The organism is Thalassotalea marina, from assembly GCF_014656435.1.
Lineage (GTDB): Bacteria > Pseudomonadota > Gammaproteobacteria > Enterobacterales > Alteromonadaceae > Thalassotalea_C > Thalassotalea_C marina.
In genome coordinates this window covers 522,814-540,659 of sequence record NZ_BNCK01000001.1, presented here as the reverse complement: position 1 = coordinate 540,659, position 17,846 = coordinate 522,814, and the positions used below count along the sequence as shown (strand labels likewise).

General features: G+C 37.4%; 15 protein-coding genes. 1 reads left to right on the top strand and 14 read right to left on the bottom strand.

What is annotated here, in order from left to right; all coding sequences use genetic code 11:
- Positions 1 to 52 precede the first annotated feature (52 nt).
- Positions 53 to 1,531 (bottom strand): sigma-54 dependent transcriptional regulator, encoded by a 1,479-nt coding sequence (locus tag IE199_RS02420; RefSeq protein ID WP_189767112.1) that lies wholly within the window; start codon positions 1,529 to 1,531, stop codon positions 53 to 55.
- 278 nt (positions 1,532 to 1,809) lie between these two features.
- Here IE199_RS02420 and IE199_RS02415 point away from each other — a divergent pair, with 278 nt between their 5' ends.
- Positions 1,810 to 2,484, top strand: coding sequence for a TylF/MycF/NovP-related O-methyltransferase (locus tag IE199_RS02415; RefSeq protein ID WP_189767111.1), 675 nt, complete (start codon positions 1,810 to 1,812; stop codon positions 2,482 to 2,484).
- Between the two features lie 51 nt (positions 2,485 to 2,535).
- Here IE199_RS02415 and IE199_RS02410 read toward each other — a convergent pair whose 3' ends face one another.
- The 13 genes from IE199_RS02410 to IE199_RS02350 form a co-directional block, all read right to left on the bottom strand.
- Positions 2,536 to 3,639, bottom strand: coding sequence for a class I SAM-dependent methyltransferase (locus IE199_RS02410; RefSeq protein WP_189767110.1), 1,104 nt, complete (start codon positions 3,637 to 3,639; stop codon positions 2,536 to 2,538).
- Positions 3,640 to 4,356 (bottom strand): nucleotidyltransferase family protein, encoded by a 717-nt coding sequence (locus IE199_RS02405; RefSeq protein ID WP_189767109.1) that lies wholly within the window; start codon positions 4,354 to 4,356, stop codon positions 3,640 to 3,642.
- A complete protein-coding gene (locus tag IE199_RS02400) occupies positions 4,353 to 5,846 on the bottom strand; it encodes a PfkB family carbohydrate kinase (RefSeq protein ID WP_189767108.1) in 1,494 nt (497 codons plus the stop codon). The genes IE199_RS02405 and IE199_RS02400 overlap by 4 nt, the downstream gene beginning before the upstream one ends.
- Positions 5,843 to 6,904, bottom strand: coding sequence for a zinc-binding dehydrogenase (locus tag IE199_RS02395; protein ID WP_189767107.1), 1,062 nt, complete (start codon positions 6,902 to 6,904; stop codon positions 5,843 to 5,845). The genes IE199_RS02400 and IE199_RS02395 overlap by 4 nt, the downstream gene beginning before the upstream one ends.
- Entirely contained in the window at positions 6,901 to 7,848 is a 948-nt protein-coding gene (locus IE199_RS02390; protein WP_189767106.1) for a phosphotransferase, read from the bottom strand. The genes IE199_RS02395 and IE199_RS02390 overlap by 4 nt, the downstream gene beginning before the upstream one ends.
- A complete protein-coding gene (locus IE199_RS02385; RefSeq protein ID WP_189767105.1) occupies positions 7,835 to 8,455 on the bottom strand; it encodes an HAD family hydrolase in 621 nt (206 codons plus the stop codon). The genes IE199_RS02390 and IE199_RS02385 overlap by 14 nt, the downstream gene beginning before the upstream one ends.
- Positions 8,448 to 11,828, bottom strand: a complete 3,381-nt coding sequence (gene asnB / locus IE199_RS02380; RefSeq protein WP_189767104.1) for an asparagine synthase (glutamine-hydrolyzing) — start codon at positions 11,826 to 11,828, stop codon at positions 8,448 to 8,450. Before asnB ends, IE199_RS02385 begins: the two co-directional genes overlap by 8 nt.
- Positions 11,829 to 12,194: a nucleoside-diphosphate sugar epimerase/dehydratase gene (locus IE199_RS02375; protein WP_189767103.1), complete on the bottom strand. Its 366-nt coding sequence runs from the start codon at positions 12,192 to 12,194 to the stop codon at positions 11,829 to 11,831.
- Between the two features lie 4 nt (positions 12,195 to 12,198).
- Positions 12,199 to 14,085: a glycosyltransferase gene (locus tag IE199_RS02370; RefSeq protein WP_189767102.1), complete on the bottom strand. Its 1,887-nt coding sequence runs from the start codon at positions 14,083 to 14,085 to the stop codon at positions 12,199 to 12,201.
- A 75-nt stretch (positions 14,086 to 14,160) separates the two neighbouring features.
- Entirely contained in the window at positions 14,161 to 14,892 is a 732-nt protein-coding gene (locus IE199_RS02365; RefSeq protein WP_189767101.1) for an SDR family NAD(P)-dependent oxidoreductase, read from the bottom strand.
- Positions 14,873 to 16,111, bottom strand: a complete 1,239-nt coding sequence (locus tag IE199_RS02360) for a hypothetical protein (RefSeq protein ID WP_189767100.1) — start codon at positions 16,109 to 16,111, stop codon at positions 14,873 to 14,875. Before IE199_RS02360 ends, IE199_RS02365 begins: the two co-directional genes overlap by 20 nt.
- On the bottom strand, positions 16,108 to 17,031 hold the full coding sequence (locus IE199_RS02355) for a transketolase family protein (protein WP_189767099.1): 924 nt from the start codon (positions 17,029 to 17,031) through the stop codon (positions 16,108 to 16,110). Before IE199_RS02355 ends, IE199_RS02360 begins: the two co-directional genes overlap by 4 nt.
- The gene (locus IE199_RS02350) at positions 17,028 to 17,840 is read right to left on the bottom strand and encodes a transketolase (RefSeq protein WP_229854490.1); all 813 of its coding nucleotides are present in this window, start codon (positions 17,838 to 17,840) and stop codon (positions 17,028 to 17,030) included. The genes IE199_RS02355 and IE199_RS02350 overlap by 4 nt, the downstream gene beginning before the upstream one ends.
- Positions 17,841 to 17,846: the final 6 nt, after the last annotated feature.

Genomic DNA, 17,846 nt, shown 5'->3' with positions numbered 1-17,846 from the left:
TAAAGAGCAAACATTAACGCTGTCAATTATTTGTCTATTAAAACAACAGTGTTTAGTCTTCTTGTTTTTGCAGGTTATATTTACGCATTTTTTCCACTAGCGTGGTACGTCTCATACCGAGTAATTCTGCAGCGCGAGCAACAACCCAGTCGTTCTTATCAAGTGACTGAGTGATCAAGGAGACCTCTAAATCGGCTAAATACTCTTTAAGATTTAACCCATCATCAGGAAGAACACCATTGTCACCACTAGCCTGCGTTTCTTCAAAGCCAGCAGAGAAATCATCAAGCTCTTCTTCATCACCATAATCAAATCCAGAAAACAACTCGTTGATCGCCTCGCGCTCTTGCAACGACTCAGGATATTCCGGCATATATTCTTCAACGTCAATATGACGATACTTCGACGGAAGTTCACTGACGTCAACGACTTGATCACCATACATGATGATCATACGTTCAATCAGGTTTGATAATTCTCGAACATTGCCTGACCATGAATGCTCTTGTAAAGATGTGATTGCTCGTTCAGTAAAACGTACCGTGTGACCTTGGTCATGTTCAAAACGCGACATTAACTCTTTTAATAGTAAAGGGATATCTTCCTTTCTGTCTCTTAACGCTGGTGTTTCAATTGGAAAAACGTTTAAACGATAATAAAGGTCTTCACGAAAATCGTTGGTTTTGATCATCTCTTCTAAATTTTGGTGAGTCGCCGCAATAACTCTCACGTTAGCTTTTATGCTTTTTGCACCACCAACACGTTCAAAGGTACGCTCTTGCAATACCCTCAAGAGTTTAACCTGCATAGGGTGCGGCATATCACCAATTTCATCTAAGAACAACGTACCGCCATCAGCCAACTCAAAGCGACCTTTACGCGTTGAAATAGCACCAGTGAAGGCCCCTTTTTCATGACCAAATAATTCACTCTCAAGCAAGTCTGGCGGAATAGCACCACAGTTAACTGGTACAAATGGCGCACTACTTCTATCCGACAAATTATGGATATTACGCGCAACAACTTCTTTACCTGTTCCCGACTCACCTAGAATGAGTACATTTGCATGAGTAGATGCCACTTGTTCAATTAAAAACCTGACATGTTGCATCGGTTCACTAATGCCAACCAAAGAACGGAACAAAGCGCTATTGCCAGCACCTCGTGATTGCTTAGGTATTTTATTGTGGTATTGGTGGCAGTGATGCACCATTTCAGTTAACTGAGCGTAGTTTAGCGGCGCAGACAACTCTCCAATAACATTAACATGTTCAATAAGTGCTGCTGGGTCAAGTACATCATGTAGCAAAAATGGACAGGCAGGATTATTGCTAACAAGATCTAAAACAGCTTTGGATACATCACCACAAACGATGACGGTCAGAATATTCGCTTGCTGAGAAAAACGCTGGGAAATTTCATCGTGCCCACATACTTGAAAGTGTTCTCCAATAAAAGACAACACTGTTTCGAGTTGTTGAATACGAGCAATATTATTATCTACGACAAGAATATGTTTCTGACCATGCATAATTCTTTGATAATCCTGTTATTAACGGTTACATAAAAGATTGTAACCGCTGATCCAGTTTATTCAACAAAATTTTGACGGCTTTTAATATATTCGTCATTTAATTGACAGGAAATCCAAATAAATTGTTAAATTTCCTGTCCGTTTATTTAGTTTTAATCATATTAAATTTTTTAATCATCTACCAAAATTCGTTGACTCGTAATTAACATAGTTATTTTTTGAAGTTGGCACGTTTTGAGCTTAGAGTCTTACAAATTTGAAAATGAGTATTATGTATGACAGTTGAAAATTGTTATTGGGAAGATATCAAACAACACCTAACATCTACTGTACGCTATGCTTTAGGCTCTGCTGTCGAAGGCGATATCGTAGAATTTGGAACGGGAATTGGGCGAACTGCAGGTTACTTATCTGAGGCCTTGTCTTTCTATGGAGAATTTTTCAAAGAAGCCATGCAAAAGCATGGAGTCGATAATAAAAACCTATATTTGTTTGATAGTTTTGAGGGCTTACCAATAGCAACAAGTGAAGAAGACCTAACGTCACCACATGTTAAAGCAGGAGTTTGGGAGAAGGGAACTTGCTTAGGGCTCAATGAACGTCAATTGGTTGATCATTGCAATCAATGGCTAGATAAGTCAAAGATCCATACAGTTAACGGCTTTTTTGATGAATCTTTAGCATCCATTAAAGACAATCAGAAATTTTGCCTTGTACACATAGATTGTGACCTATATTCATCGATTACATCTGTATTGGAATATCTTCACAAAAAAAGCTGTTTATCTGACGGGTGTGTATTGCTATTCGATGATTGGTTATGTAACCGCGGTAACCCTAACTTCGGAGCTCAAAAAGCTTGGAATGATTTTACTGCTAAAAACAGATTAAATTATACCGATCTGGGTATCTATAACATGAAGGGCAAAAGTATAATTGTTCACACATAGAGAATAAAAGGAGCCCACACCATAGAATTAGCTCCTTCACAACATAAAATGCTAGCTTTGCAAAACAAATAATGGCTCTGGAAGTTTGTCATAACCCCTAATTTCTTTACTCAAGCTTCCATAAAAACCATATTGAGCAATTTTATTATTACTTATCTTCAATGATTTTAATTGCTCAAATATTGCTTCATAGGCCTGACTTGCAATAACAATATAATCAAAATCTGTGCTAATCAACGTTTCTGGTGATATCACCAAACAACCATTAACTTTAGTGCCTTGCTTTTCGATATTGTTATCAACAAAATAATTAATCTTATCGTTTTTTCCTAAGGTGTTGAACGCTTCGATACCAAGTTGACCTGTACCAAAAATAATCCCATTTGTTAGCTTAAATGTTACATAGTCAGGATAGACCTTTGAGTGCTTACTTTTATTGTTCCAAGCCTTTTTATAGAAAGATTGCTGCGGTATGACGTCTGATACAGTATCGTGATTTTTCTCAGCAATACACCATATTCCGAGCATTTCTCCTTCTTCAAACCCACCAAACGACAAATGATCGAGAAAACCTGGCGAATAATCATAAACCCTCCATGCAGTGTTAATATGATCTTTAGCATAAGTAAATATCTGACAGGTAGATAAGTGCCATTTATTTGCCAAATAGTAATCACAAAACAACGTTGGTGAAAACATGTAAAAACCATGGTCTACATGGTTATTTGAAGGGGCGCCATGTATCACTCTCCCTCCCACTTTTAACATGTTAAAAATATTTTCTAAAACCTGAGGAATATGAAAGCAATGTTCCATGGTTCCACCGTCAAATATCGCGTCGAACTGATTGTGAAGCTCTTTAGGAACGGGGTGATTTAAATCAAATATAATATCCGCACGTTCATAATCACAAAAGTCTAGACTTCTAACTTCATCAAAACCCAGAGTTTTAAAAAAGGCTGTATCATTAACTTCAGCATTCATATCAACAACAGTCAAACTTGCACCTAGCTGATTTGCTTTATGGACGTTTTCACGCAATTTGCATTCATCAAAATAAATATCTTGTCGACCGAGCTGGAGTACAGAGCCTGAAAATGGTTTTCGCGTTGCTTCTCTGATGAGTAAGTTTGCTGTTTGTATAGAAATGCCCATTTAAACTCTCTTGTTATCTATTTTTTCTATATAACTATTCGCTTTAATTAAGCTTTCAACCGTACCAATGTCCCTTAAATAACCATCATTTCTCCATGTATTTAACCGCCCTATTAAATGTGGTATCAAATCTAAACTAATGTCACATGTACCTTCTTGCAACTCTGTTATTAAGCTGAGCACCTTACTTTCAAATATGTAGATTGCTGCATTCGCTAAATTCGAAGGCGGCGATTGGACTTTTTCGTGGAATGCCTGTAAAACACCTCGTTCGTCCAATTCAACAATTCCACAAGATTGGGGCGAGTCAGTCTCAAATAACATCATAGTGCCTAAACAATCTTCAGGACGCTGCTTAAATGAGGAGATAAATGACTGCCAATTACAGAGACACAAATTATCCGCATGAACAATAATAAAATCGTTATTTTTAATAAATGAACTACTTTCTCTTAAAGTATTTAATGTACCTAATAATACGGGTTCATAACTAATCCTAATATTCGCCCTGTAGTTAGACGAAAGTATATATTGTTCAACTTTATCAGCTAAATAATGGGTATTTATTAGGATTTCGTCCACGCCAATACCAACTAATGACTCCAACCAGTACTCAAGCAAGGGTTTACCAGCTATTGGTACGAGACATTTAGGAATATCATTAGTAATGGGCTTGAGGCGTGTACCTAAACCTGCGGCAAGTAATATTGCTCTCACACAGACTCCCTAAAAGTCAAAGAAAGGACTTCAATGAGTTTTTGTTGTGCTAGTGGGCGATTTCCTATTCTTCCTACCTGGCATGCCGACGCTACGCTTGCCACATAAAATGCTACCCACGGTTCAGCCCCAGCAACTAACATTAATGACGCGGCGGCGAGGAAACAGTCTCCTCCTCCAGCAGGATCAAGTGCGTTAGTATTAAGAGCAGGTAGTTGGTCGTTTTCCCAGCTAAGCTTCTCAGTAAAAGGTTTATGAATAAAAACCCCTTCCTCTCCTAATGTAATCGCAATATTTGCAGCACGAGATTTACGATGCAGTTTGTCCGCTAAAATCACTAAGCCATCATCGTAGTTATTAAGTGCCAACCTAACTTCTCGCTCTGTAGGCGTAACTAACAACATGTTGTGAAAGCGAGAAATATCACCTAGCTGAGAGGATGACTGACTATCCGCGACCATTGAAACTTTGTGTGTATCACATAGTATGCAGATCTTATCGACGAGTGCTTGTGGTAACATCCCATAGTTAAAATCAGAGAAGACAAATAAATCAGCTTTGGAGATTATTTTCGTGAGTTTTTTTAGAATTGAATCTTGAATATCGGCAGAGATTTTATGTTGACGTAGTTGATTGACACGCAATAAGGTTTTATTGCCAACTCGATATCGGGTTTTAAGCGGTGATGGGCGGCTGTAATCTCTAAAAAGTGTCGCATTAACTTGATATTCATCACATTTAGTTTTTATAAAATCAGCAACATCATCTTCACCAACAACCGAAATAAACTCAACATTATTTGCACCAAGTGCTTTAATATGACTTGCTGTGATCGCAGCGCCGCCCAAGTACTTTTTACTTTCTGTTGGTGTCATAACAATAGTAGGATCTTCTTGAGACATACCTACCGCAGTGCCGTTGACATATTCGTCAACGATGACTTCACCTATAACGACAACGTTGATCTGTTGGCATTTATCAAGCAACTGATTCACACTATCGAGATCAAAAGCATGCCGCTGCGCATACTGAGGCAATTCAGAAAAATCAAAATGCGAATACTTTTGATCTACAGAAGAGAACAGTGATGACTTTGTTGATAAAAGCTCACCAGAGCCAAAAATTAGTTTACCACCATATGCATTTAACGCTTCTAATTCAATATTGTTTGCATCAGCGAACTCATGCCCTTTGACCACTGCCCACGGTTTAATTTGACGAATATTTTCTAATATAGACTCTTGATTAATAAAAGCGTGATCAACACAATCAATAGACTGAACAACTTCTAAGCGATGTTTTGCACTCAACCTATGTTCGCCTTTGTAATCTTTATGATCATTAACACCTACAATCAATACATCACCACATTCTTTGGCGAATTTTAGTAAGCGAATGTGACCTGGATGTAAGACATCAAATTCACCATGTACCAATACAATGCGATCATTTCCGTTCAATTTTTCAAGATAGAGGTGATATTCGTTCATTCAGCTGACACTTCTTTAACTAACGATGGATTTATATCAATCAATGCTCTATTTATTTTACGCTCTGCTAAATCCCCCAATGCTTGATTAATTTCAACTAAAGGATACCGAGCAGATAAAATCTTTTCTAATGGTAAACGGTGTTTAAAGTACAGGTCAGACAGCTTTGGGATATCTCTGTCGGGTAAAGAACCTCCCCCCCAGCTACCACGAATGTTTTTACCTCGATGCATAGTAAGAGGATCTATCTTAATTAATTCGCCCTCAGGAGGATGAGAGGCGAAAACGCACAGGCCACCTCTATCACGAACAGACAAAAATGCTTGCTCGATAACATCTGTTTTACCGCTAGCTTCAATGGAGTAGTCTACCCCTCCTTCTACCAAAGCATTAATTGCATCAACTGGGTTTTGCTCTTTCAAATTAACAATGTCAGTTGCACCAAGCTCTTTTGCCAACGCTAGTTTTTCATTTTCAATATCTAGTGCAATAATTTTTTTGGGTTTATATAGCTGTAATGCAATAAGCGCACTTAAACCTATGCCTCCCAAACCAAAAACGGCAAAAGTTTTATCTTGTTCAGGGTTTAACTCATTAAGCACTATACCCGCTCCAGTGGGTAAAGCACATCCCATTAATACCGCAATATCTAACGGTAAATTTTTAGGCACTTTTACTAACCTGTTTTCCGCAGCAATGGTGAATTCGGAAAATGTTGTTACGCCACCAGAGTTAATGGTTTGACCTTGGTAATCGTATAGTCCACCTGGCGCTTCTTTACCTTCGCCTCTAATCCAACCTAAAATAACAACATCGCCAGACGTAACTTTAGTTACACCTTCCCCCACTTCTCTGACAATACCCACACCTTCATGGCCCAACATATGCGGTAAATATTTATCTTCCCCTCTACCGCCTGTCGCTTCCATCACTTGAGAGTGGCATAAACCAGAATAAATCATTTCAACTTTTACCTGACCAGTTTTTAAGTTGGGTAAGTTAGGGATATCAATTATTCTCAACGGTTTATTTAACTCAAATAAAACAGCAGCTTTCATCGCGCTAATTCCTTCTCCAATGCTTTCCCAACTTGCTCATATCGGCCAGGAATGGCATCAAAATAATCTTTTGCTTTAAAAAATTTAACTTCGTCTATAACGATCGTCTCACCTTGCACGACAAACGAGTGCTTCAATATCAGCAAGGCCCACTTTAATAAAGTTAAACGGTATACATGTTCGAATGCCCTTTGATTAAGTCTAAAAGTATTTCTTCCAAGCAAGGCTACAAAATGGGAAATATATTTGGCTTCAATGAGGTTTTCCGGCTGTGAAAAAAAGTCACTAACCAGTTTCCAAGCACTATCTTTACCCGCATACTCAAAGTCGATAAACACAATCTGCCCATTGGACAGTAAGGCATTGTGTAAACCGAAATCCGATGGTGAAACAAAATCTAAGTAAGTTAATTCTTCTAGCACACTTTTTTGCTTGCAAAGTTTAGTATAAGTAAACTCTATATCGAAAATAAGTTGTTGAGCAATTCGGAAATTTTTAGTTAGGGGCTTTAATGCATCTAGTCTGACGTTAACAATTTTCTCAAACTCCATGATTGTATAAGCATGCTCAGAAGCATACTGCAATCGATTATTATCACTTTGATTAATGTTTTTAACGAATGCGACAGCACTTTCTACAAAGTCATTTTGTTCTATTATTCTTTGTTCATGTTCTATCCAGTCAAACAATATGCAGCCATACTGCTCGAATACAAAGTGAATATTTGGCACATACTTTATGTTCAGTGCACAGCAATGTTCGATAAACTGACGCTCTCTTTCCATTCGGATAATTTGGCGACTATCATTAGGGTATTGTTTAAGAAAATAAATTGATTCCTTAGTTTCTAACTTAAACCCTTGGCTGTTTGCACCACTGTTATGTCGAGTTAGCTTATGCTCACCAAACATTTTGTGCAAAAAAGTGGGATCAACTCGAAGCATTAACCACCTGTTCAATTTCGGACCAAGCCGTTAATCTATCATCGAAAAAGAGCTCGTTTTTACTTTGTGATAAAGGATCAAACAATATTTTCTTTGTTGCTGAAGGGAAATCAGAACGCTGAAAAATCGCAGGTAAATCGTCAATAAAATAGTCACAACCTAGTTGTGAGATTCGCTCTACTTTTTCTTGCTGAGTCAAATTAAAAAACACTTTGTCCTTTGCGATTTGTTTACTCCCCTCTCCAACAATCTCACGATTTATCAACCAATTTAATGCCGCATCGTGTAGCGAAACTTTTTCACCTATTACAGGATAAAGCGTCTTATGAGAAACTATATAAAGTGTGACACCCTTTTCTAATAGCAAAGTAATCGCCTGTTTGACGCCATCGTAAGGGTGCGCTAAAGCGATATGTTTGCCGTAAACAATACCTTGTAGTTCTGTCCATTTTTCAGGGTTGACATGATCTTGCAAAAAATGCTTTACGGCATTTTTTGTTGGTTCTATGTTTTTAGGGATCCAGTCAAGTTCTCGTCCTATTTGATAAAACGAAGAAGAGTAGTTTGCAATCGTATTGTCAAAGTCAATTCCTACGATTTTAGTCATGTTTTTGCACCTTAGTCACGTCTCGAAGATAAAGTTGAGAAAGCTGTTGTTCCAAAACTGCTGTAGAGTAATTCTCAGCAATAAAATTAAGGGCTTCTTTTTTCATTCTGTTTAACTTGCTTTCATCCCGCAGAAGTAATAATACTTTTTCAACTACACCATCTATATCGTCGTCTTTTAATATAAACCCACTTTTTTCATCTGATACCGCTTCTCTAGCTCCTCCACCTGCCTCGGTTGACACCACAGGAATACCTGACGCTTGGGCTTCTATTAGTACATTTGGGGTTCCTTCACCAAATCCAGACGTCAATAACATAAAGTCAGACGCCGCGAGAATTCGTCTCACATTTTTTACTCTTCCAAGGTAAATAACTTGTTCTTCAAGAGCTAACTTTTTTATCGTGGTTAAAAAAGAAAGTTGTAGTTGTCCATCACCTGCAACAAGCACCTTAAAGTTGCCACCAAACCTTTGCTTTATCTGGGATATAACCTTCAAAAAGGTATGTGGTCTTTTGTATTTTTCCAGTTGAAAAATTCCTGAAATACATTTGACATCTATACTCAAACTTAATGCTTGCCGAGCTTCAATGCGCTCAATATCTGTAATAAATGAATAGTCGCGTTTATTAATAGCATTGCGAATCAATAAAATTTTGCTTTTAGGTACTTTTAGCCAATCGGCATAATCATTATTACCAGCAATAGAGTTCCCAGTTAGTATGATGCGTTTAGATTTAATTAACTTATTATAATACGGTTTTAACCAAGGTTGAGAGTAGGAAAAATGGGTAGGGTTTTTGTTTCGAAATGAAAAAACCACTTTTCTAATATCAAATAAAAGCGCTGCTAACCCACCAACGATACAAGATTCATCTACAAAACAATGAAGAGCATCAGCATTCATCCTAGATAGCATGGTGATCAGGTTCCAAACTTGGCGCTGAATAGGTAGCGGTAAACCTACCAATATATCGATAGAATTTCGATTCAAAGCACGGTTTATCTTGCACTCATCTAAATTAAGGTTGGGATAAAAGCATGTTGAAACTGCGATATCATGTTCTTTTAGCAAACTAACATAGTGAATATTTTTATCAACTAAACGCCTTAAAATGACGACAGATACTTCACACCCTATATTTTTTGCAGCAATTGCATTCAAACATAACTGCCTTTCTGCGCCAGCAGATGCTAGATCGTGCATTAAAAAAACAACATGCTTTATAGGCGTATCAGAATCTATAAGTCCGTTATCTGCATTGATCAGTTTTTCAATCATAGAAAAATGCAATTGATTGTTAACTATGTCTTTTGCATAAAAGATTATTTCTTTAAATAATTGCCAAGTACGTTTTGGGGTATGCCTGTTGAATAAAGGTGTTGGCGCTAAGGTTAATGTACCACCTTTCTGCCTTTTTGAGATTTGCCTTGAAAAAACATGCTGCTTCAAATCATCGAAAGCCTCTTGTTTATTGAAAGGGACTAGGCACTTCAGTTCAGAATCATAAATCAAAGGAAGTGACTCTGCTAACTTTTCACTCTTTTTTTCACTTACTTCAATTCCATTAGCCGCAAGCCAATCACTATATTCTATAGGTATCTGTTTATAGCCCTTTCCATACCTTTTTAAGTAATTCAATAAAACAAAAGCACTCCACAATTGAAATAAGTTTTGCTTATCAACGAGCTTATTTATTGAACCTTTAACAAACCAAGTGTCATATGAAATTTGTGATTGAGAGGAAAAAGATTTGATGTTTTCTCTAAGTTTGTTTTCCCATGCTTTGTCGTAAGGTACGCTAAAGCCCATTTTTTTTCTATCAATCCATTCTGCTGGCAAATAACGTTTAGCAAGAACTTTCAATACTCTTTTACCACTGGTAGTTTCAAGCAGTTCTTGCTCAGAAAGCTTTTGTGCAAATCCAGCAATGGCTTTATTTAGAAAAGGCGTCCTAACTTCTAAACCGAATTGCATACTCATTCTATCTACTTTCGACAATACTGAGCCTGGTAAATAGTGTTTTAAATCAGTACATCTTAGCTTATTTAGGATAGTTCCCTCTGGTTTATCCACTTCAGCATATAACTCATCTTTTACTCTTTGAAATTGAAAAACTCTACCTTTAATTGAAGAGGTAATATCGTCTTCGGGCCAAACACATAAATGGCTATCGTAATAGGACTGACCTATTTTGACTGGAATACCAGACTTATTTAGTGCAACTGTTTCTGAAAATCGAGAATAACCAGCAAATAGCTCATCCGCCCCATCTCCAGTAATAGCAACTTTGATATGTTTAGAAGCAAACTGACTCAATAAATAATAAGGTAAGCAAGAAGTATCTGCGTTAGGCTCATCCAACGCATTCATGATGTCAGTAGCAATTTCTAATTCTTTTGGCGAAAGAATCTTTTCATGATGTTCGCACCCCAAAAATTCAGCTATTTCGCGTGCAAATTGATGTTCAGTAGCATCCGTATCGCTAAATCCTATTGAAAAAGTTTTTAAAGGTAACTTTAGTTTTTTCCTAATTAAAGCTACAACTAGTGCAGAATCAACTCCACCGGACAAAAAAGCTCCAATCGGAACATCCGCAATAAGGCGTTTTCGTATACTATCTAAAAGTATTTCTTCTAATTCATCAGCTAGCGTTTCAATATCCCTATTAATCAAATTTTCTTCTGGTGAAAACTCATAATAAGTACTTTTTTCGACTATGGTTCCATCCTTAACTACTAGAAACGTGCCAGGTTCTAGTTTTTTAGCGTTTGTAAATATTGTTGATGGTGCATCGACGTATTGTAGAAATAAATATTGCGCAACCGAATTTTCATTTATTGTGTTATCGAAACCATCTAAGCGAATTAAAGCAGTCAGTTCAGAGGCAAACGCAATCCCCTTGCCAATGGAGCAGTAATAAAGCGGTTTTTCGCCAAAATTGTCTCTTGCTAATAGTAACTCTTTCTTTACCTCATCATAGAAGGCAAACGCAAACATACCATCTAACTTAGGTAAAGCACTGACCCCCCATGTTATCAAAGCTGCATATAGTACTTCGGTATCAGAATTAGCATCAATGTCACACCCCAAATCTTCTAACTCTTCTTTTAACTCTTTAAAGTTATAAATTTCACCATTAAACACCAAAACAAAGGACTTACCTTCTTTGCGATATGGTTGATGAGCTTTTTCTGTTAGTTCAATAATAGACAAACGGCGATGTGCAAACCCTGTGCACCCATCTGAAGATAACCACATTCCTTCATCATCAGGCCCACGGTGAATTAGCTGAGCATTTACTTGCGTCAACTGCTCTTCTAATTTCTGCTTGTTGTAAGGTCCATTGACGACACCTGCAATGCCACACATCTAAAAATGTCCTACAATAAACATAACAGCCAAAACAATAACAAATAAAGTAATTACAGCATCCCAAGGAAATTTAGGCTTTGGAGTGAGAGAGGCACTCCATTCCGTTACCACTTTATCTTTTGGTACTCCCATCCCGATTAGTTGATTGTATATCTCAACCACATACATACTAGAGATGAAAATTCCGTCATACTCAATGTCGTTAATGGCTCCGGGAGAAATGATAGGAATACCTTTAATATTACTACCTTGTTTTTTAAGATCATTATCGGCAAACGCTAAAATATCGACTTTGTCTTTTAGTGATTCAAACGCTTGGAGCCCAGCAAGACTAGCACCAAAAAAAATAACTTTAGCTTTCATTCATTCACTCAGCTTTTGATTGAGCCACCATGGCTAAAGTTAGCTTCTTAAAACTCTCTTGCCATTGTTGAACAAATTCTTGAGGAAACAAAGCTTGATATTGATCTGAGCGCATCATCGAAGCTGCTTTATCAATGATTTGGAAAGATTTCTCTTTGTCTCTGTGCTGGCTTCCACTAAAACTGTTATTAAGACAGGTAAACATAGCGCCTGGATGAGGTGTATAAACAGCTCCAGAATCAAGTGCTAAAGCGCGTATTGCAAAACTATCAGTCCAATGACCTAAAGACTCCTCAAACCCTCCTATTGCTTGTAGAGCTGATCTTTTGTATATCGTACTAGAGGAGAGTGAGTGATGAGGGTCTTCACTTTTAAAGTAGCCTTTTAAGCAAGATTCTTGGTCAAAGTACCCTGGTGATTGCCATCGAGCAACCTTATTGTGTGATATTATTTTGCCATCCGCATCAACCGAATAAAAACTTGCCATTCCCAAATTAGCCTTTGGGTACTTTTCTAATAGCTGCAATACATTTTCAAAGAAAAGCGGTAACACATAATCGTCTGCGCCACCAAAATAGATATATTGACCAACAGCTTCTTCTAACAATCGATTTAAGGTGCCAACTACCCCTAGATTTTTTTTGTTTCGAATTAGCCTAATGATTGGAAACCTAGCCCTAAGTGCTTCTAGTTTTTGCCAGCTATCATCAGTTGAAGCATCATCGCAAATTAGCAGTTCATCTGGAGGACATGATTGATTCACCATAGCAACTACTGCCTGCTCTATAATGTCCCCATCATTATAGTTTGGTAAACACGCACTAAACTTAATTGACTTGTCGTTGGAAAATGGCAAAAAGCTATTAGCAAATTTATTTTCACTGTAGAGTTGATGATTTGATCCCTTAAACATGGCATCAAATTGTTGCCCTAACGGGGTTTGGACTTGCAAATCTGATTTGCGCTTTTCTGGCAGGAATAGAGCAAACGCAAACCCTCCCCACATCTCTCGATATGAACTTGTATTAAAATGCAAAATACCCGGAACAAAATCAATATTGACAAAATGAACATGTGGATTTCTTGACCAATCAACAGCTAGCATTCCTGCTCGACATTCCGGGTTAGCAGAGTCGTGTAACAAAACTACCATTGGCTTTTTAGGCGTAAAATCTAACAAAGCATTGATATCTGACTCAACGCCAAGTTTAGTATGGCAACCATCGATTAACACAAACTCAGGAGAAGGATGATCAATATCATTAGATATTTTAGTTAACAATTCTGGTAAAGTTCGTTGTGACGAACCAACAATAAAGGTTGTTTTTGGCAACTCATCAGCTAAATTAACTTGACAACTAGGATCAATATCTAAGCTATAACACAAATCAGAAAAGTGATGAATAACTCTAAGGGAATCGCCTAAATACGTTCCTACTTCAATCGAACATTTGGGATTTAAAGATCTCAAAATTGATGTGAGCACCGCTTTTTCAGCTGGCATTCCATGCCAATTAGGCATTTCAGGCAAATCTGAGCCAAGTAGTGCACTCATTACGTTTAAATCAATATGAGATAACGGTTTGATTACCTCTGATTCAGGAGGATATTTATCTAAAAAGTCTACGTTATAAACTTTTATTTTGCTTTCACAAATACCCAAGTGAGAAAGCTGTTCAGATATTTCGTCAACATATTGACTAGTGATATAGATAAAATCATATTCAAGAGACTGCAATTTGTCTGGAGTATGTATAACTTTCCCTTGAAAGAGTGAACCTGATTTGGCGCTATCATTGTCAATAAAACAAACAATATTTATATCCTCAGGAGCTTCCCTAAATGCTTTTTCACCTAATTGGCTTGCACCAAAAAAAATTACATTTTTCATTTATATACCTAATAGCACGTAAGTTATTAAATCAAGCAAGGCTCGTACCAGAAGAAGCTTTAACAAAATTGTTAATCAATAAATTGTTGGGTCAGTAGATACCAAACAACCACCGAGTATCCGTCTCTGCGACGTTACCAACGAGTAGATAAATTCTGAAACTTCATCAGTGGTTTGTGGCCTTCCTAATTTTTGTCCTGTGACCATTTTGCTATATTTATTTGGATCACTTTTCTTAATTTCAGCCCAGTAGTTTCCATGACCTTCAACAGCTGGAGGCATTATGGCAAATAAGCATATATTATCTGCCAACAAAACTTGACCGCTATCTACAACATAACGATTTAGAGCCGCTTTTGCACATGCGTATGGGGTAAAAGCTTGACCATTTAATGCCGCTGATGATGACAAATGAACAATAGTTCCCACTTTTCGTTCGACAAGCTTTGGAATAAATTTTTCATTCATTCGAACTATCGAAAGAAAATTTAGGTTCAAAGAATCTTGCCAAGGATCTTGCCCTTCACCAACAGAAACTCTTCCACCTAAACAGTGAATAATTAAGTCCGGCAACTTGTGCAAAACTTCCTTAACTAAGAAATCTTGCCCTAATTTTGACGTAAGGTCGCAAGCGATAAGTTCATGGCCAGCACCATCTAGCTCGCCTAAAACTTCTTGAAGCTTTTTGCGATTTCTTGCTACTAAAACAACGCTGTAACCAAGCTTCGCAAATAGACAAGCACAAGCTTGACCGATTCCTCTACTTGCCCCAGTAATTAGTACGCGTTTAGGATTCGTGGGAGTCAAAATTTTTCTCCGCAAATAATTTTATTCTCTCTTCAAAGCTATAGATTTTATCTTTTGGCAGTGAGTTTAAATGAGAGACATTAATTTCTTGGTTACTCCATGAAAATGTGTTTAAAACCTCTGATAAGACAGACCCTAGTTCCGAAAATTCAACATCATAAAAAAAAGCAAAGTCAGTTTTATTTTGATAAATCGCTCGATCAACTTGGTCTATATACCAATCAACTTTTTCAATTCTTGTAAGGTTAACCCAATCTTTATGAGACATCTCTCCCACTGTATCTGCTGTTAAACGATTAGGAGCAAAATCTCTTTCAGAATAATGAAAGTTACGATCTACTATGGAGCTAATCAAATCGCTTTTAGTTCGGTTTACTTTAATTACAGCGCATTCAAACCATTGAAGAGAGCTGACATAGGGTAATAAAAAACAGATTGGATTTCCGCCCAAACAATCACTTTCATCTAATATTATGGAGGTTATAGCCAACATAACCTGCTCGCTATACCCAAATTGATATTTAGATTTCAATAAATTATATATTTCTGTTGAATAGCCTTCGTGACTAACGTGTAAATTCAACGCGATTGATTGCAGCGCCGATGTGATTGAAGTTCCGCCACATCTGCCTGCTGACGGAAACAATAACTTTTTAACAGGTATACTTGTTTGTTGAAACAAATCTAGTCGAAGTTTCAAGTAGATACTTGAAAGCTGTTCAATTTGCACAAGATTAGATTGATTTGATTTTGCAAAGGTGTCGTTTACCAACAACCACTTTTGTAATGCTTTTTTAATATGTAAAAAAACATCAGCATCGAATGTTACTTGTTGCTTATGAATATAAGGTTTCTCACTATCTTCAAGAGGTAATAAACCATAAGTCTTTATAAGCCAATCGTCTTGCTCACTTTCCAATGCATCCAACAGACTTAGCCAAGGTATGATACTTTCCTTTTTAACTCCTTTATTAATTAAGATCTCACAAACTTCTGGCGTAGGTGATGCAGCGACAATGTATAAAACCTGATTATTTACTGGCGCATCAAAACTACTATAATTATGTATAGAGCTTACATCCAATCGATAACGACCAAATAAATAAGCTTTCATTTTTCTATACAAAGCTCCTTGCCCTATTATCAAAAAATGTTGTTTATCTTTGATAATTGACAAGATTAATGTCTTTGCATCAGCTGAAGTTAGCGCTTTTTTCAAACGACTAGTGCCTTATTTTTTAGTTTATTCAATATAAAATCAAGGCAAAGCCTTGCTTTGATGCGGGCAGATTGTGTACTGCCAACTTGATCTATAAATTTGTCATCAATGGCAAAATGACTAATATTTAACATGACATTGTTGTCTATTTGCCATTCAAATATCGCACTTCCGGCACCACAGTGTTTACTATGTTCCTCCAATATGATCACCTGCCGATACTGATTGACTAAACTTAGCAAAAACTCGCTATCGAGAGGCTTTACAGTATGAAAACTAACTAACTGAACGTCTTTACCTTGCTCTTCAAGCTTATGTTGTAATTCAACCGCTAAATCAATAATGGTTCCTACCGCTAAAATACATACATCAAGACCGCGCTTTATAATGTTAACCTTGCCTATTGTTGCCGATGGTTCTTGTACATTTATCAAAGGCTCATTTTTTTTGCCTATTCTCAAGTAACAGGGTTTACCACTAGCAATCGCTTGGGGTAATAGAGCAGAAAGCTCATTTGAGTCACATGGACAAACCACTTGCATATTAGGCAGCACACGCATTAATGCTATATCTTCGAAAGAGTGGTGAGTCGGACCTAGATTTGCATAAGCAAGCCCAGACCCTGTTCCAACGATCGTAACGGGTAAGTTTTGATAAGCAATGTCAATTTTGATTTGTTCGAAATTACGGGCAGTCGTAAACGGTGTAATGGTATAGATAACCGGTTTCAGCCCCATTTTTGCCATGCCTGCCGCCATGGAAGCCATATTTGCTTCGGCAATACCTGCATTGATGACCCGATCAGGAGCAAGCTCTTTGTGTTTGTTAAACAAACGGTTACCAATATCGGCATATAGAAGAACAACTTTATCGTCTTGTTCCATTAGCTGTAACAAAACTTCCGCAAACTTATTTCTCATGAAATCCCCAATTCGTCAGCAATAATTGGTAGTTCTTCTTGTGAAGGAATTCGATAGTGCCAGTTGTTGTCTCCCTCCATAAAAGAAATCCCGTCTCCTTTTATTGTATCGGCTATGACAACACTTGGTTTATTTTGCTGTAATTTACACTGATTAAAAGCATCTTCTAATTCTGTTAGACAGTGGCCATTTACTCTTTTAACAAACCAACCAAACGACTTAAACTTTTCGTCTAATGGTTCAAGCTGCATAATATTACAACTTTCACCTGTACCTTGTAACTTGTTAAAATCAATAACCAAAACAAGGTTAGACAATTGATGCGCGGGGGCAAACATGGCGGCTTCCCAAATAGTACCCTCATTTAGTTCGCCATCACCGACCAGTACATAAAATGTGTTGCCCAAATCTTGTATTTTAGCTGCTTTAGCCATCCCTGTTGCTAAAGAAAGGGCGTGACCAAGAGACCCAGATACCGCTTCCACACCCGGTGGCGCGTTGACCCCCGGATGCTCTTCAAAAGCAGAGTTATCTTTGCCATGTTCCATCAGTTTATCTATGTTAAAAAAACCTCTATAAGCAAGCACGGTATAAAGAGCTGAGGCTGCATGACCTTTACCAAGCAGGAAGTAATCACGTTCCGCATGTTTTGGATTATCTGGATACAAATTTAATATGCGCCAATACAAGGTTATTAACAGATCAACAGACGATAAACAGCTTCCCAAATGGGGAGTTTTGGTAAAATGTGAGACTTCAACTAGCTTATATCTAATCTCTTTTCTAAGATTTTTTAATTGGTTATCCAAGGTATA

Bases quoted from the DNA above. Each gene is read 5' to 3' on its own strand.
- IE199_RS02420 (WP_189767112.1), bottom strand. From the start codon at position 1,531: ATGCATGGTCAGAAACATATTCTTGTCGTAGATAATAATATTGCTCGT.
- IE199_RS02415 (WP_189767111.1), top strand. From the start codon at position 1,810: ATGACAGTTGAAAATTGTTATTGGGAAGATATCAAACAACACCTAACA.
- IE199_RS02410 (WP_189767110.1), bottom strand. From the start codon at position 3,639: ATGGGCATTTCTATACAAACAGCAAACTTACTCATCAGAGAAGCAACG.
- IE199_RS02400 (WP_189767108.1), bottom strand. From the start codon at position 5,846: ATGAACGAATATCACCTCTATCTTGAAAAATTGAACGGAAATGATCGC.
- IE199_RS02395 (WP_189767107.1), bottom strand. From the start codon at position 6,904: ATGAAAGCTGCTGTTTTATTTGAGTTAAATAAACCGTTGAGAATAATT.
- IE199_RS02390 (WP_189767106.1), bottom strand. From the start codon at position 7,848: ATGCTTCGAGTTGATCCCACTTTTTTGCACAAAATGTTTGGTGAGCAT.
- IE199_RS02385 (WP_189767105.1), bottom strand. From the start codon at position 8,455: ATGACTAAAATCGTAGGAATTGACTTTGACAATACGATTGCAAACTAC.
- asnB (WP_189767104.1), bottom strand. From the start codon at position 11,828: ATGTGTGGCATTGCAGGTGTCGTCAATGGACCTTACAACAAGCAGAAA.
- IE199_RS02375 (WP_189767103.1), bottom strand. From the start codon at position 12,194: ATGAAAGCTAAAGTTATTTTTTTTGGTGCTAGTCTTGCTGGGCTCCAA.
- IE199_RS02370 (WP_189767102.1), bottom strand. From the start codon at position 14,085: ATGAAAAATGTAATTTTTTTTGGTGCAAGCCAATTAGGTGAAAAAGCA.
- IE199_RS02355 (WP_189767099.1), bottom strand. From the start codon at position 17,031: ATGAGAAATAAGTTTGCGGAAGTTTTGTTACAGCTAATGGAACAAGAC.